Source organism: Stenotrophomonas sp. SORGH_AS_0321 (genome assembly GCF_031453215.1).
GTDB classification, from domain to species: domain Bacteria; phylum Pseudomonadota; class Gammaproteobacteria; order Xanthomonadales; family Xanthomonadaceae; genus Stenotrophomonas; species Stenotrophomonas chelatiphaga.
The window spans coordinates 2031132-2045295 of record NZ_JAVIZG010000001.1; the positions used below are offsets into that span (position 1 = coordinate 2031132).

Genomic DNA, 14164 nt, shown 5'->3' on the forward strand with positions numbered 1-14164 from the left:
CCGCACCGTCCTCAGAACGCGAGGTTGGTTTTCACTCCCAGCACCATCGCATCGTGGTTTTCGGACAATCCGCCCGGATGCACCACGTACTGCACGACCGGCTGCACGCTGACGCCCGGCCACGCCTGCCAGACATAGAACGCTTCGGCGGTGTACTCGGTCTTCGCCCTGTCCTGTGCCCCGTTGGCCTGCCGTGCGTGACGCGGGTTGACTTCGGTAGCGGCCACGCCGAGCCCGATCTGGTCCGACGCGCGGGCACCGACGCCGGTATAGGTTGCGATGGCGTGGACGGTGGCGTCGATGTTGCCGGTGCGGCGATCGGTACGGACCAGGTCCAGCTGGCCACGCAGGCCCGACTGCGCGCTGCTGCCATCGCCCGCGCTGAGCTGCTGGCGCAGGCTGATCCAGCCCCCATAGGCGCCGCTGCGCAGGGCCGCATCCAGACCGCTGCTGGCCCATGCGCCACCTGTCGGATCCTGCCAGGCGTCGGCCCGGGGCGCGCTGCTGTACCAACCGCCCACTGCGTAGTGCCCCTGCAATCCACGCACCCTGCCCTGCCAGCCGAATTCCACGGGGGTGAGCGTGCCGACGGTGCCGGAGGGGGCCAGCCGCAGGCCGCCTCCGCTCTCATCGGCGTAGCGTGGATTGACTTGGTAGGCGCCGACGCGCAGATATGTCTGTTCGGTGGGTGCGACGTCCAGCACTGCGCCCCACTGGCTGAGCGGCCCATTGAACCAATAATCGCCGACGATCATCGCCGGCTGGCTGCCGCAGAACGCCAGGCTCATCGCGGTGCAGTCCAGCGTGTTGAAATCATCGCCAACGGCCATGCGACCCAGCTTGAGCCCCACCCGGCCCTCGTTCCACTGCTTGCCCAGCCACAGGCTGCCCAGCCGCCAGATGCGGCCGCGGCCGTAGGCTTCCTGGCTCTGCAGCAGCTGACCCAGTGCGGCGCGTTGGTTGAGGTTGGCGCCATCGCGACGCGTCACCGACACCTGCGCCTGCAGGCCGGACCAGCCGGCCAGGCGTTCAAGGTCCAGCGTTGCACCCAGCGCCAGCTGGCCGACGTGGGTGCCGGTGCGCCGGCTTCCGCCGGAAAGGTTCGTCGCATCTTCGGAGGTATAGCTGGCGGTGAGTTCAACGCCGCGTGCTGCAAGCGCAGCGCGGCGTCCGTCGGCATCGGGCAACAGGTGCGGTGCGGCCGAAACGCTGGATGACAGCAACAGGCCAGCCAGCGGCAGCCAGTGCCGGCAGGGGGTAGGACGATTCATGGGGGAGGTCTCCGGCATGGCATCACGCCATGCAGTCGTTGCGTGGGGTGGCGTTACCGCATGTCAGGCAAGCAGTTCGCCGGGGTCGACATCTTCGGGGGTGATGATGCGGAACCGGGTGGGCCCTGCAGGCGGCGGCGAATCGAGCTCGCCGCGCTGGTGCAGGATGTACTGCAGGGCCTGGATGGCCTGCGCTTCGGGGTCCTGGTCGATCACCGCGGCGATCTTCCCGCGTGCCATCAATTCGGCATGCTCGCGCGTTGCTTCGTGGGTGATCCATACCGGCATCGGCGTCGGGGCGCGCTTGCGCAGCGCCTTGGCGATGCCTGCCGCAGCCGATCCGGTGTCATAGATCGCGACCACGTCATCGCGCTGGCGCAGCAGTTCATCCAGCGACGCATGCGCCATGTCCGGCTGGTCGTGGTGGGCCACCGGCTCGCGCACGTCCAGGTGCGCGAAGCGTTCGTGGATGACCTTGCGGAAGCCGGCTACGCGTTCGCGATGATCACCGAAATCCGTGGATGCCACGTACAGCAGCACGCTGCCGGGCCGGTGCGTGAAGCGCCCGACCAGGTAACCTGCGGCGCGGCCGGCCTTGAAGTTGTCGATGCCGGCATACGGATGCGGGGCGATCTGGGTCACATCGCTGGTCACGGTCACCACCGGAATGCCCTGCGCCTGCACATGGCGCAGGGCCAGGCGGATGGAGGGCACGTCGCGCACGAAGGCCAGCAGGCCCGCGCGCGGATGCGGCGGGTGCTCCAGGAAGCGGATCAACGCCGCCTCGTCCTTCTCGTCCCAGAACATCCGGTGCAGGCTGACGCGGGTGCCGAGCATCTGCACCTGTGACATCAAGGCGGCTTCCAGCCGCTGGTAATGCGGAGTGTTGACGTTGCTCATCACCACGTCGATGTGCAGCACGCCGTGGTGCACGCTGGGCAGGACCCGGCGCAGTTCCAGCTGGCGTGCTGCAGCGATCACCCGCAGCCGCATCGAATCGGACACGCTGCCCCGCTCATTGAGCACGCGGTCGACGGTGCTCTCGCTGACACCGGCCAGCTCGGCCACCTGCGCGAGGCGGGGCGTACGGGCGGAGCGGCTGGGGGCAGCGGGAGTCATCGATAGCGCACTCAATGAAGGGGGCTGGCTTACTTGCCGGCCTTGGGCAGGGCGTAGGCAATCACATAATCGCCGCGGTTGTCGTTGGTGCCGGTGCGCGTTGCACCGCCAGCCACCACCACCACGTACTGGCGACCATCCTTGCCCACGTAGGACATCGGAGCGCCCTGCCCGCCCACCGGCAGGCGACCCTGCCACAGGACCTTGCCGGTGTCGTTGTCCAGGGCGCGCACATAGTAGTCCAGGCTGCCGTGGAAGAACGTCAGGCCGCCCTTGGTCACCAGCGGGCCACCCATCGTCGGCATGCCCAGCGGGATGTCCACGCCCGGGGCGATGCCATGCACCGGGGCGTCCTTGATGGTGCCCATCGGCACCTGCCAGCGGGTCTTGCCGGTGGACAGGTCGATGGCGGTCATCGTGCCGAACGGCGGCTTGAAGCACGGCACGCCCAGCGGCGAGACGAACATCGAGCGCTCCACGCCCCACGGCGTGCCGGTCTGGGTGGAATACTCGCCTTCGGTGGACGGCTTGTAGCCGATGCGCTTGGCTTCTTCCTGCTTGATGAAGCGGCCCCACTGCGCCATGCGGATGTCGTTGACGATCAGCGTGCCGGTGCCGGCGTCGACCGCGCCGCCGCCCCAGTTGAAGCCACCGTAGTAACCCGGGTAGATCAGCGTGCGCTGCTTGTCCGACAGCGGGGTGAACTCACCTTCCCAGCGCATCTGCTTGAACTGGATGCGGCAGTACAGCTGGTCGAAGATCGACGCGCCCCACATGTCCGATTCCTTGAACGGCTCCACGCCGACGGCGATCGCCGAATGCGGCTGGGTCGGGGCCACCTTCATGCCCGGCATCGCATCGGTGGAGACCTTGCGGTACTCCACCGGCACCACCGGCTGGCCGGTACGGCGGTCCAGCACGAACACCTGGCCGCGCTTGGTCAGCTGCACCAGCACCGGCGTGGTTTCGCCATTCTTGCCGGGCATGTCGTACAGGATCGGCTGCGAGGACACGTCATAGTCGAACTGGTCGATGTTGGCGGTGCGGAAGTGCCAGCGCTCCTTGCCGGTCTTCAGCTCCACCGCGACCACTGCATCGGTGTACTCATCGGAGTAGTCGTGGCGGTTGCCGGTCCAGAAATCCGGGGTCTGGTTGCCCAGCGGGAAGTAGGCCAGGCCCAGCTTCGGATCATAGGCGGCAGTGCCCCAGAAGTTCGGGGTTTCCAGCGGGTACAGCTGGCCTTCCGGCAGCGGGGTGCTGTCGGTGGCGCCACGCTTGGCATCCCATGCCCACAGGATCTTGCCGGTTACCACGTCATAGCCACGCACCACGCCGCCCGGTTCGCCGACGGTGAGGTTGTCGTTCAAGCGGCCGCCGACCATCACCACGCCATCGGCCACCAGCGGCGCGGAGGTGACGTTGTAGGTGCCGGCGTCGCTGTCCTTCGGCGCCGGCGCGATGCCGATGCCCAGGTCCACGTAGCCCTTGTCACCGAAGTCTTCGCACAGCTTGCCGGTTTCCGCATCCAGCGCCAGCAGGCGCGCGTCGATGGTGGTTTCGATGATGCGCTTGCGGCAGATCGCCGGTGCAGCGGGGGTGTTGGCGGCGACCGCCTGAGCGGGCGCGGTGGCGGCACTGGCCGCGGTGGCGGTGTCCAGCGCATCCAGGTCGGCATACCCCACGCCACGGCAGCGCTTCCATCCCTGGGTGCTTTCGCTGACCACGGCCTTCGGATCGAAGCGCCACTTTTCCTTGCCGGTGGTGGCATCGACCGCCACGACCTTGCTGAGCGGGGTGCACAGGTACACGGTGTCGTCGATCTTCAACGGCGTGACCTGGTACTCGGCGCCATCGATGGCCAGATCGCCGGTGCGGTAGGTCCAGGCGACCTGCAGATCCTTCACGTTGGTGGTATTGATCTGGTCGAACTGGGCGTAACGATCGCCACTGCTGGTGCGTCCGTAAGCCGGCCAGTCGTTGCCGGCGCCCTGCCCTGCAGCGGCATTGGTGACCTCGGCACGCGAGCCATCGGCTTCCACCGTGGGATGCGGCACGAACATGCCGGCGAAGAAGCCGACCAGGCCCAGCGCCAGTACACCGGCCAGCACACCAGCGGGACGGCAGCGCAGTGCAGGCGACAGGTCGCGGCGATGCAGGCGCGGCGCGAAGGCGGCGGTCACCATGGCGACCACCAGGAAGGCGATCAGGCGCGGCACCAGCTGCCAGAAGTCCAGCCCGACTTCCCACAGCGCCCACACAGCGGCGAACAGCAGCAGGCCGAGCGCCATCCACAGCGCACTGGCACGCAGGCGGACCAGGGCGACGCCGGTGGCGGCGAGCACGGCGCCGGCCAGCAGGTAGAACCACGATCCGCCCAGGCTGATGAGCCACACGCCGCCGGCGGCGAGCAGCACGCCCAGCAGCGCGAACAGAATGCCGGCGCCTTGGGCAAGTTTGGATGACACGCTTTGCATGAGGACCTCTGGATTGCAGACAGCACCCTTCGCCGGGCGCGGCCATCGGCCATGCCACAGGGATTCCGGGTGAGATGGGTGGTGGGCCTGGGCAGAGGAATGCTCATCCGCCGTGGGTCCACGCCCGCTGATGCGGCGCTGCTGCGACCAAATGCCGCAGTGCGTCAGCGGGAGGATGATAGCCATGGCGCTTTCATAAAAACGACACGCTGACGGAAAACCGTCAACGCGTGATGGAACGCTTCGTCGCGCGAAAGATCAGACCACTGGCCGCAACGCCTTCCCGTGGGGTAGCGTCGTGCTGATCTCTTTCAGCCTGTGAGCACACCATGCCAGCTTCCGCTGGATTCACCGCAGCGCACGTGCGCGATCAGTCGGGCAAGACCTTCATCGTGACCGGTGCCAATGCCGGCATAGGGCTGGAAACCTCGCGCGTGCTGGCGCTTCGTGGCGCCCGCGTGCTGCTCGGGTGTCGGAATGCCGCAACGTTCGAGGCCGCCGCTGTCGACCTCCGCCACAGCGCACCCAAGGCGGATCTGGCCTGGATGCCGCTGGATCTGGCTGACCTGGATTCGGTACGCGCCGCGGTCGCGGTGGCGCAGCAAGAAGCGCGGATCGATGGGCTCATCAACAACGCCGGGGTGATGATTCCGCCGCTCACGCGTACGCGGCAGGGGTTCGAACTGCAGTTCGGGGTCAACCACCTCGGACCGTTTGCGCTGACGTCCCTGCTGCTGCCGAAACTCGCCGAAACGCAGGGCGCGCGCGTCGTGATCACCTCGAGCATCGCCCATTTCAAAGGCAGGATGGAATGGGATGACCTCAATGCCGAGGCCGGCTATCGGCGGGCTGCGCGCTACCGCAGCAGCAAACTGGCCAACGCCCTGCATCTGTTTGAACTGGACCGGCGCCTGCGTGCCGCGAACTCGCACATCGTGGCGGTGGGGTGTCACCCTGGTGTGGCGTATACCCGCCTGGGCCGCCATGTGGGCATCGCGCAGTGGGCCGGCCCGCTGGTGGGGAGGTTCCTCAACACCGCCGTTCAGGGCGCGTGGCCGACGCTGCAGGCAGCGACCGGCGACATTGAGCCCGGCGGCTACTATGGCCCCACCGGACTGGCACAAGCGCGAGGCGTATCAGGCCCGGCCAGGCGGGGGGAATCGGCCCTGGATCCGGTGGCTGCTAGCCGTTTGTGGGAAATCTCGGTGCAGCTGACCGGGATCGACCCGGGGCTGCCACCCGCCTAGCCCCCGGACCGTGCGGCAGGTGGGGTCAGCGGGAGCCGATCCGCACCACGCGCTGCACCTGGTCCAGCCACAGCAGCTGTACGGGGGCCTCACCGGAATCCAGGCGCAGCAGGCCATTGCTGCCCTCGTTGCCATCGCTGTCGAGGAACTGCTGGATGGCAGGACGTTCGACCACCGTGCCGACCAGTACGCTTCCGTCCTGCATGTGCAGTTCGGCGATCATCTCCGCATCCAGCTCGGATTGCAGCGCCTTGAGGCGGTCGATGGCGGCGGCCTCGGTGTGGATGCGGGGGGCACGTTGGGTCATGGTTGATGTTCCGTGTAAGGGCTGGACCCTACGGTACGTGAGCGCACGCGAACGAATCCTGCGCTCGGCGTGTGGAAGGCGCGAAGGATCACGTGCCGGCCTGACGTCGCCGTCGACGTACGGCCAGGACCTGCCCGGTGATGGCGGTGATCAGGATCAGCGTGTTGGTCACCACGAAAACGGTCGAACCGACCATTGCGCTGTAGGCAATGAAAAGCACGGAGGCGGTCATCTGGCCGATGAACAACCAGGTGGACACCGCTTCGACCGAGTCCGCCTGGTGCTGCTTGTGGATCTGGCGCCCGAGCGTAAGGATCAGCACCACCGTGGCCGCCCAGCCCAGCAGATCCACCGGCTGGAAGGTCACCGCTGCAGTACCGGTACCGGCGACAGCGCCGGTGCCACGTCCAGTACCTCGCGTTCGAGTGCGCGCAGGAACCCGCTGAAACCGTGCGGTGCCCGCGCGGTCCGTCGTGCGCTGGTGGCAACAGCGGGCTGCGCCAGCCAGGCAATCGAGGCGTGTGTCTGCTCAAGCGCATGCACCAGGGCGACATCCTCGCCGGTGACCACGGCGCTGAAGCCGCCTGCCGCCAGGTACGCCGACGCGCTGATACCCATGTTGGCGCCATGGATATGCCGATGCCCATCGGTCACTGGCTTGCGGGTGAAGGCATCGCGTACGGCCTGCGGATAGTCCAGCCAGTCCACGACCTCGACCACGCCGCAGAACGCATCCGCCCCGCACTCCACCTGGCGGGAGAGCCAGTCGGCAGGCACGACGGTATCGGCGTCGGTGCTGGCGATCCAGCGCGCACCCAAGGCCAATGCATGATCCGCTGCCGCCGCACGCGCGATGCCGACGCAGCGTGCGTTGAGGGTCACCGTGGAAGCACCCTGCAGGCTGCAGACTGACCCTGTGGCATCGCTGCAGTTGTCCAGCGCCACGACGACCTGGACCGCTTCACCGCGCAGGCCGGGGTGGGTGGCGGCCAGGGAAATCGCCGCCAGGCAGCGGCCAATGGAGGCCGCCTCATCATGTGCCGGTACGATCACTGCGATCATCGCAGCCCCTCCCATGTCGCCACACTGGTCTGCTGTCGGCTCCACGCCTGCAGCAGGAGATCTTCGTCCTGATAGTTGAATACGTCGAGCAGAGCGCCGCGGAGCAGACGATGGACGGTCTCGGTAGTGCTGCGCGCCTCATCAAATGGATGCCGCCAGTGGCAGGCCAGCAGCAGCCCGTCTTCGGCAAGACTGTCGTCGAGCTGCAGCGCCATCTGCTGCAGCTCACCCGCATCCAGGTAGTAGCCGACCTCGCTGACCACGATCAGGTCGAAGCGTCCCGGCGGCCACTGGCCAGGGTGATGGGCACGCTGCAGGGTGACATGGGGGCAGTCACTGACGGATCCGGCGGCCTCGGTAAGCGCCTGCTGGTTGATGTCCGTTGCCAGCAGCGCATCGCACCGTGCGGCCAGTTCCGCCGTGAGCACCCCATTGGAGCAGCCGAGTTCCCAGGCATTGGTGTAGCGCGGACGCGTCAGGCAGGCCAGGGTAAGGGCCCGCTTGCGCGCCTCGTACCAGCGGCTGCGGTAATGGAACGGGTCGGCCTGCTGATACAGCGCGTCGAAATAGGCGGCGGTGTTCATCCGATCAGCACCTCGAAAGCGCGATGGAAGCGCGCGGTGACGTGCGCCGGCAGGATCGGCTGGCAATCCAGCCCCTCGACGTCGCCGGTCTGGGTGGCGAACGCCTGCATGGCCTCGCGCTTGCGCGAACGCATGGCGGCGTCCATCGGGATGCGCATGGCGGTAGGCCAAGGGGCGGCGGATGCATCGGGATCCAGCCAGTGCCAGGCCCATACGGGGTACTGCAGCGCCCGTGCGCCGCGCGCGTGGGCGGCAGCAAGCGCGGCACGACCGGTGGCCTCGTGATCCGGGTGCGCGTCGCCGATCCACGGCGCGACGACCAGGTCAGCCGGCATCAGCTGTGCCGTCAGGTGCGCGGTCAGCTCTGCTTCGTGGGTGCTGACCCCGCCATCGGGAAGCCCCAGCGGGGTGACATGGGTAGCATCAAGGCCCAGCACGCGCACGGCCTGCGCCAGCTCGTGGCGACGTGCATCACGCAGCCGGGCGGGCGGCCACAGGGCCTGGTCCGGGTAGCAGGCCTCACCGTCGGTCACCGACACCACATGCACGGCAACGCCGAGCGCCAGCGCCGCCTGCATCAACCCGGCGCAGGCCAGCACTTCGTCATCCGGGTGGGGAGACACCACCAGCAGCCGGCGCGTGCCCTCGAGCAGGTCCTGCGCCGACGTGATGGGCAGCGAAGCCAGCCACGTGCTGCCAGCCCAGTCCGCTTCCAGCGTGCCCTGCCCTTCGATCCGCTGCGGGGTCACAGCGTCCATGGCCGCTCCTGTGCCTGTACGGCGCGGCCGAGTTCAGCCCAGTCCCGGTCGGCATGGCTCTGCCGGATGAAAACGGTGAGGTCGCTCCAACGACGTGCGTGGTCATCGTCCAGGCACATCGGCCCGGGGCCGAGCGCCCGCGCAACCGCGTCCAGGACGTTCGTGCAGGTCCGCTCCACCACGCTGCGCACGCGCAGGACGTCGGCCTGGTGCGGCGCGGTCGGCATCGCGTCGATCCACGCCGCCAGTTCGCGCATCAGGGCAGCCGCCGACTGCAGCTGCATGTCGACCTGGCCCAGCAACGAGGCGGTCTGTGCGTCGCCCGCCACGCGCGGCGAGCGTTGCAGCGGCGCCGCAAGTGCCGCGGCTGCGCCATACCAGCATGCGGCGATGCCGGCCCCGCCATGCCAGAAACCCGGCCGTGACAGGTACGCGCCGGGCTTGCCCACTGGCTCGGCAGGGACGTCGCTGAACTGCACGCAGCCGCTCGGGATGCCGCCCATGCCGGTTGCGTGCCAGGTCTGCGGGCGAAGCCGGATACCGGCCGCATCGGCATGGATGCGCAGCAGTTGCGGCCCCTCCGGGCCGCGCGCCGTCACCAGTGCGATGTCAACCAGCCCTGCGCCGGAGCACCAGGGTTTATCGCCACTCACCGTGCCGGTCGCGGGGTCGAACACCAAGGTGGCCTGCGGCCCTTCAGCGGCCCATACCGCCGCGAGCGACTGTCGATCCAGTGGCGCTGCGTGCAGGTCGGAGAGGATCGCCTGGGCGTCGTAGTGTGCTTCCAGCACCTTGGCAAGGCACAGGTCGCGCGCGGCAATGGCGGCCAGTTCGCGCCAGCGCGCCAGGGTGTGTCCACGCCCCGGCAGCGGCAGGCAGGGTTGGCCTGCCATCACCTCACGTGCGGCCGCCTCCAGCGCGGGGGCGGCGTGGTCGGAGAGTCGGTCCATGTCAGTCAGCCGAGGTGCTTGGGTGTGGGAGCCCCGTGCAGACAGCATTCCTGCCGTGTGCGGTCGCTGCATGCATCGGGACATCCTTCTTGAAACCGGGTCCTACTGATACCTGTGCGTCCGTCCCCGCGGAGTGACCGGCGTGTGCGGGGCGTGTGCAGCCGCCGGGGACACCGCGCTCACCTGCCCTCGCGCATGTTCCAGTAGCGCGGGGATCCCTGCCATCGCGGCAGGCACACGCTGCACGGAGCTGACCATGAGCAAGCAACCGATCAATCCCGGCGCCGATGTCGCCGACCAGGACAAGCCGGACACCCCCGACAAGCACCGCAATGATGATGCGCGGTGGAAAGACAAGGACATGCCGGAGTCCGAGCACACGGCCACGCCCGACGATTACGAAAAGCCCCCGAAGCCCTGAGGACCCTGTATGGCCCTGATCCACTCGATATTGATGGGCGCCGTTGCCGGCATGCGCGCCATGACCCCGCTTGCCGCGGTGACCAACGCAGCGCGCACCGGCACCCTGCCTGCTGACAACGGGGCGCCGCGCCTGCTGTCCAATCCGCTGGCGTCGGCCGGCATGTTGGCGTTGGCGGGCGGCGAACTGCTTGGCGACAAGATGAAAACGGCCCCGGACCGCATCGTCCCGGCCGGCATGGTGGCCCGCGTAGCGACCGGCATGATCGCCGGCGCCGCGCTTGCCCCGCACCGCCAGCGTGGAATCGGCGCGCTGCTGGGCGCCGGCACCGCCGTCGGCATGGCTTACCTGACCTTCAACCTGCGCATGCGTGCGATCGCACGTTACGGTCAGACGCCCACCGGCGCGGTGGAGGATGCGATCGCCGTGGGCAGTGCCGCGCTGATTGCCCGATGCGCCGAGCGCAGCAACGCGTGAGCGATGCACCGGATCCGTGCGCGTTCACAGGTCCGTACGCGTTCAAGGTAGCGCCGACCCATGGTCGGCGGATACCAGGGCGTGCGCATCACCCGCCGCAGGTCACTTTCTCGTCGTAGTCGGTTCCGATGGCGACCCTCGCCAGCGACAGGCGCACGCCCTGGCCTGCATGCAGCGCCATCGGAATCTCGACATTCTTCATATCCACCCCGGCACTGCGCAGGCAGCGCAGCGGAACGCCCACGCGCGTCCACTCGCCGAGCTTGGCTGACGCCAGTGCCTGCGCGATCGAAACCTCCCCACGCGTGGTTTTTCCGCTCGTTGCCAGGTAGCTGACCGGCGCACCGGCGGGCAGCGCATCCACCCGCAACGTGGAAATCACGAAAACGTCGCCGTTGGTCTCGCGATCAAGATCCAGTGGCGCGTTGGACCTCAGCTCAACCAGTCCCTTGCCGCTGAACGTGAACTGGCGCCCGCCTTCCTGCACGTCCGTGTTGATCGCCGTCATCGCAAGCGACCCGTCGGGCGTGGTCGCGCTGGGGTGCACGATGTCCATTGCCTCACCGTCAGCCCCGGTCAGGCGCAGGGTCAGGCCGGTCGCGGCCACGCCGCGGTCGAACCATGTGCTGGTGCGCGACCTGGTCGGGTCGATGCCCGGCTCTTCGGAAAGCGGCGGCAGGTTGCCCTTGTCCGCATAGGTAAGACCGTAACCGAATGCGAACTGCGGGTCGTAGCCCGGCTGGCCCACGTTGTTGGCGTACTGGTCGGCACGGCGCGGCCAGGAAAAACTGAGCTTGCCGCTGAAATCGTGCTGCGGCCTGCCGTTGGCACCGCGCAGCAGCAGATCGGCCACGCCCGCGCCTTCGGATCCCGGCAACCAGGCGGCGACGAAGGCGTCGGCGGCATTGATCTCGCGGTTCAACCACAGCGGACGCCCGCTGATGAACACCGCCACGACCGGAATGCCGTCGGCTTTCAGCTTGCGGATCAGTTCCAGATCACCCGAGCGGCCGCCCTTGAACATCAGGTCCGGCAGATCCCCCTGGAACTCGGCGTAGGGGTCTTCGCCAAACACCACGATCGCCACGTCCGGCTTGCTGGTGTACGCACCGTCCACGGCCAGTTCGGCCTTGCCGCCGGCTGCCTGCACCTGCGATTTCAGGCCATCCCACAGGGTGTCGGCGTTGGGAAAGTCGTCGCGCTTGGTGCCGTCACCCTGCCAGGTCAGCGTCCAGCCGCCGGTCTGCTTGGTCATGTTGTCGGCACCATCGCCTGCAACCAGCACGCGCTGCTTCGGTGACAGCGGCAACAGGCCATCCTGGTTCTTCAGCAGCACCAGCGATTCACGCACGGCCTGCCGCGCTACGGCCCGGTGCTCCGGCGATCCCAGCAGTTCGAACCTGCCACCGAGCGCACGCGCGGACGGCTTGGGCTTTTCGAACAACCCCATGCGCATCTTGGCCAGCAGGATCCGGCGCACCGCATCGTCCAGCCGCGCCATCGGCAAGGTACCGTCCTTGACGTGCTTGACGGTGCTTTCATACAGGCCCTTCCAGGTGTCCGGGGCCATCGCCATGTCCATGCCGGCGATATAGGTCTGCGCGCAGTCGGTGTTGGTGCAGCCCTTGACCTGGCCATGGCCGTTCCAGTCGCCGACCACGAAGCCACCGAAGTTCATCCGGCCTTTCAGCACATCGGTCATCAGCGGCTTATGGCCGTGCATCTTCTCGCCATGGAAGCTGTTGAACGAGGCCATCACCGACTGTGCGCCGGCGGCGATGGCGGGCACATAGCCTGCGGCGTGGATGTCGCGCAGCTGCGCTTCGGTGACCGTTGTATCGCCCTGGTCCTTGCCATTGGTGGTGCCGCCGTCACCCAGGAAATGCTTGACCGTGGTCATCACGTGGTGGTCGTCCAGGAAGTCGGCAGCGCCGGCCTTGCCCTGCAAGCCTTCCACGAACACACCGGCATAGCTGGCAACCAGCGCCGGATCCTCGGAATAGCCTTCATACGCCCGACCCCAGCGATCGTCCTGGGGCACGGCAACGGTCGGTGCGAAGGTCCACTCCATGCCGGTGGTGCGGGTTTCGGCCGCGGTGATGCGGGCGATCTCGCGCAGCAGTTCCGGGTTGCGCGTCGCGCCCAGTCCGATGTTGTGCGGGAACAAGGTGGCACCCACCACATTGCTCTGCCCGTGCATCGCGTCGATGCCCCAGATGATCGGGATCGCATGACCACCCCCGCTGGTATCCATCGACGCTTCCCAGTAGGCATCGGCCAGGGCCAACCACTCCGCCGGCCTGGCGTTGTAACGCCCACCCGGATCGGATCCGCCGCCGGCCAGCACCGAGCCGAGGCGATACTTCTTCACCTCTTCCGGGGTGATGCTGCCGATGTCGCCCTGCACGATCTGGCCGACTTTTTCCTCCACGCTCATCGTGGCCATCAGCGCGTCGATGCGACGCTCGATGGCCGGGTCGGTGGCCAGCGGCCAGGTCGGCTGCGGCCATTGCGATGGGTGGATCTGGCCGGCCGGCGTGGCCGCATGGGCTGCAGTGCCGCAGGCCAGTGCCAAGGCAACACACAGCAGCAGGGGCTTGAAGGGTTTCATGATCAGTGGACTCCATTCGGATCAGAACAGGTAGCGCAGGCACAGGCTGCAGCTGCCGGCGACGCTGGACGTTTCTATGTCCTGATTGACAGCGCTGTCAAACCTGTTGCCCCGTGCCGCGCGCAAACCCTTGCAGCACGTGGCCGCGGCGCCCGTAATGCCATTCTGATCGCTGCGGCGCAGCACGATTGCGGTGCACGCCTGCGGCGCACGCTACCGCTTCGCCGCGCGCCATCCTGCCGCACGCGCTTCGTCCGCGGAACAGAAATAGCGCTCACCACTTTCCGGCTGGATCCGCGTCTGCGCGTAATCGCGCTGCCCAGGCATGTGGAAGATCTTCGCGCCCGCACTGGAGATATTGCCTTTGATGCGGCAACCGCTGGTCGGCGCGCGCGCGGTCCCGGTCGCGCCGGCGTGCACTGCACGCTGTGCGCGGCGGTAGTCGGCCGGCATCTGGAACGCCCCCTGCCACAGGTTGCGCTTGCCTGCCTTGGCCTGTTGTTCTGCACCGACGTAAGCCGTGGCGTATTCCCGGTAAGCCACGGCCCAGCCGGATCGAACCATCCAGGCGTTCACCGATTCGCCCTGGACGAAGCACTCGGCGACCGACCTGCCATAGCGATCCACATCGCGCTGCACGCAGCGCACCGTCCTGCCCTGCAGGTGCCCATCCAGCGCATTGGCGGCCCGGCGCTCACAGGGCCATGACCTGCCTTGCGGGTCCGCGCACTGCTGCGCGCTCTCGGGCGCATCGATTCCCCATAGCCTTACCCGCTTCTGGTTGACCGCAAGGGTGTCACCGTCGACCACCGTGGCACGGCCCGCGATTTCGATGGGGGCGGCGAGCGCCCACGGGGGAATGACAAATACAACGAACATCACG

General features: G+C 67.7%; 14 protein-coding genes. 3 read left to right on the forward strand and 11 right to left on the reverse strand.

The features are described from left to right. Positions 1 to 11: 11 nt before the first annotated feature. From QE373_RS08825 to QE373_RS08835, 3 genes are all read right to left on the reverse strand, one after another. Positions 12 to 1271, reverse strand: coding sequence for a carbohydrate porin (locus tag QE373_RS08825; RefSeq protein WP_309685581.1), 1260 nt, complete (start codon positions 1269 to 1271; stop codon positions 12 to 14). Positions 1272 to 1334: 63 nt separating this feature from the next. Next, entirely contained in the window at positions 1335 to 2390 is a 1056-nt protein-coding gene (locus tag QE373_RS08830) for a LacI family DNA-binding transcriptional regulator (RefSeq protein WP_309685583.1), read from the reverse strand. Between the two features lie 29 nt (positions 2391 to 2419). Beyond that, complete coding sequence (locus QE373_RS08835; protein ID WP_309685585.1) at positions 2420 to 4855, reverse strand: membrane-bound PQQ-dependent dehydrogenase, glucose/quinate/shikimate family; 2436 nt, start codon at positions 4853 to 4855, stop codon at positions 2420 to 2422. 338 nt (positions 4856 to 5193) lie between these two features. Between QE373_RS08835 and QE373_RS08840 the strand changes: the two genes are divergently transcribed. After that, positions 5194 to 6111 (forward strand): oxidoreductase, encoded by a 918-nt coding sequence (locus tag QE373_RS08840; RefSeq protein WP_309685587.1) that lies wholly within the window; start codon positions 5194 to 5196, stop codon positions 6109 to 6111. Positions 6112 to 6136: 25 nt separating this feature from the next. Here QE373_RS08840 and QE373_RS08845 read toward each other — a convergent pair whose 3' ends face one another. The 6 genes from QE373_RS08845 to QE373_RS08870 all read right to left on the reverse strand — a co-directional run bounded on the left by QE373_RS08845 (position 6137) and on the right by QE373_RS08870 (position 9772). Continuing rightward, positions 6137 to 6418 (reverse strand): DUF3247 family protein, encoded by a 282-nt coding sequence (locus QE373_RS08845; RefSeq protein ID WP_057507614.1) that lies wholly within the window; start codon positions 6416 to 6418, stop codon positions 6137 to 6139. An 88-nt stretch (positions 6419 to 6506) separates the two neighbouring features. Further along, a complete protein-coding gene (locus tag QE373_RS08850; RefSeq protein ID WP_309685590.1) occupies positions 6507 to 6770 on the reverse strand; it encodes a hypothetical protein in 264 nt (87 codons plus the stop codon). A gap of 11 nt (positions 6771 to 6781) precedes the next feature. Continuing rightward, complete coding sequence (locus tag QE373_RS08855) at positions 6782 to 7480, reverse strand: glycosyltransferase (RefSeq protein ID WP_309685592.1); 699 nt, start codon at positions 7478 to 7480, stop codon at positions 6782 to 6784. Further along, positions 7477 to 8064 (reverse strand): SAM-dependent methyltransferase, encoded by a 588-nt coding sequence (locus QE373_RS08860; protein WP_309685594.1) that lies wholly within the window; start codon positions 8062 to 8064, stop codon positions 7477 to 7479. Before QE373_RS08860 ends, QE373_RS08855 begins: the two co-directional genes overlap by 4 nt. Continuing rightward, positions 8061 to 8822, reverse strand: coding sequence for a PIG-L family deacetylase (locus QE373_RS08865; RefSeq protein ID WP_309685596.1), 762 nt, complete (start codon positions 8820 to 8822; stop codon positions 8061 to 8063). Before QE373_RS08865 ends, QE373_RS08860 begins: the two co-directional genes overlap by 4 nt. After that, on the reverse strand, positions 8810 to 9772 hold the full coding sequence (locus tag QE373_RS08870; protein WP_123699152.1) for an acyl-CoA/acyl-ACP dehydrogenase: 963 nt from the start codon (positions 9770 to 9772) through the stop codon (positions 8810 to 8812). Before QE373_RS08870 ends, QE373_RS08865 begins: the two co-directional genes overlap by 13 nt. 256 nt (positions 9773 to 10028) lie before the next feature. On the opposite strand from QE373_RS08870, the gene QE373_RS08875 reads away from it, so the two are divergent. Both QE373_RS08875 and QE373_RS08880 read left to right on the forward strand, forming a co-directional pair. Continuing rightward, complete coding sequence (locus QE373_RS08875) at positions 10029 to 10193, forward strand: hypothetical protein (protein ID WP_309685598.1); 165 nt, start codon at positions 10029 to 10031, stop codon at positions 10191 to 10193. A gap of 9 nt (positions 10194 to 10202) precedes the next feature. Then, positions 10203 to 10670, forward strand: coding sequence for a DUF4126 family protein (locus QE373_RS08880; protein WP_057507619.1), 468 nt, complete (start codon positions 10203 to 10205; stop codon positions 10668 to 10670). Positions 10671 to 10758: 88 nt separating this feature from the next. Here the strand turns inward: QE373_RS08880 and QE373_RS08885 are convergent, their stop codons facing one another. Both QE373_RS08885 and QE373_RS08890 read right to left on the reverse strand, forming a co-directional pair. Continuing rightward, positions 10759 to 13281, reverse strand: a complete 2523-nt coding sequence (locus tag QE373_RS08885) for a glycoside hydrolase family 3 N-terminal domain-containing protein (protein ID WP_309685601.1) — start codon at positions 13279 to 13281, stop codon at positions 10759 to 10761. A gap of 213 nt (positions 13282 to 13494) precedes the next feature. Then, positions 13495 to 14160 carry a thermonuclease family protein gene (locus tag QE373_RS08890; protein ID WP_309689674.1) on the reverse strand — a complete coding sequence of 222 codons (666 nt, stop codon included), beginning with the start codon at positions 14158 to 14160 and terminating at the stop codon, positions 13495 to 13497. Positions 14161 to 14164: the final 4 nt, after the last annotated feature.